The 970-nt window shown below is 67.6% G+C and carries 1 protein-coding gene; it reads left to right on the forward strand.

Going from position 1 to position 970, the window contains the following annotated elements; genetic code table 11:
- On the forward strand, nt 1-970 hold a 970-nt coding region (locus EN964_RS35625; protein ID WP_127277533.1), incomplete at both ends, for an autotransporter outer membrane beta-barrel domain-containing protein.

The raw sequence follows: 970 nt of genomic DNA on the forward strand, positions 1-970 counted from the left end.
TTGGCGGCATCGGAACCATAGGCGGCAATGTCACCATCCTCGGCACGCATGGCGTCGGCAATTCCATCGGCGTGCAGACGGTCGGCGGCAACTATGTCAATCATGGCGTCCTGGAGGTCGAGGCGACCCCGTCCGGGGCCGACAAATTGATCGTCGGCGGCACGGTCGACATATCAGGCGCGACGCTCAACCTGGTCCTGACACCGGCGACGGCCGAGAGCTGGAACCTGCTCAACGGGCCGTACACGATCATCCAGAACAATGGCGCGGCCGATGTCGCCGGCACCTTCGCCTCCGTCGGCAACCTCAACGACCTTCTCTTCCTCGACCATCTCATCAACTACCAGGGCGGCGACGGCAACGACATCAGCCTCACCCTGGCGCGCAACGACGTTGCGGTCGCCAACGTCGCCATCACCCGCAACCAGATCGCGACCGCCGGAGCCCTCGATCGGCTCGGCCAAGGCAATGCGCTTGCATGGGCCATGCTGCTGATGACCGACGAGGATGCCGCGCGCCTGGCGCTCGATGCCGCGTCGGGCGAGGTTCATGCCTCGGCCAAGGGGATGCTGATCGAGGACAGCCGCTTCGTCGCCGATGCCGCTACCGCCCGAGTCCGGGCGGCCATGGGCGACGTCACCGCTCCCGCCATGCCAGTGATGGCTTATGGCGAGGGCGGCCCGGAGCTGGTCGAGGCTAACACCAGCCGTTTCGTCGTGTGGGGGCAAGCTTTCGGCTCCTGGGGCACGGCGAGCGGCGACGGCAATGCCGCCGGCCTCGACCGCTCCACCGGCGGCTTCCTCGCCGGCGGCGACACCGCCATCGGCGACGCCTGGCGGGTTGGCCTGCTGACCGGCTACAGCCACACCAGTTTCGACGTCGACGATCGTGCCTCTTCCGGCTCCAGCGACACCTATCACATCGGCCTTTATGGCGGTGGACAGTGGGGCGGCCTGGGCCTGCGCGGCGG

This window comes from Mesorhizobium sp. M7A.F.Ca.CA.001.10.2.1, from assembly GCF_003998575.1.
GTDB lineage: Bacteria > Pseudomonadota > Alphaproteobacteria > Rhizobiales > Rhizobiaceae > Mesorhizobium.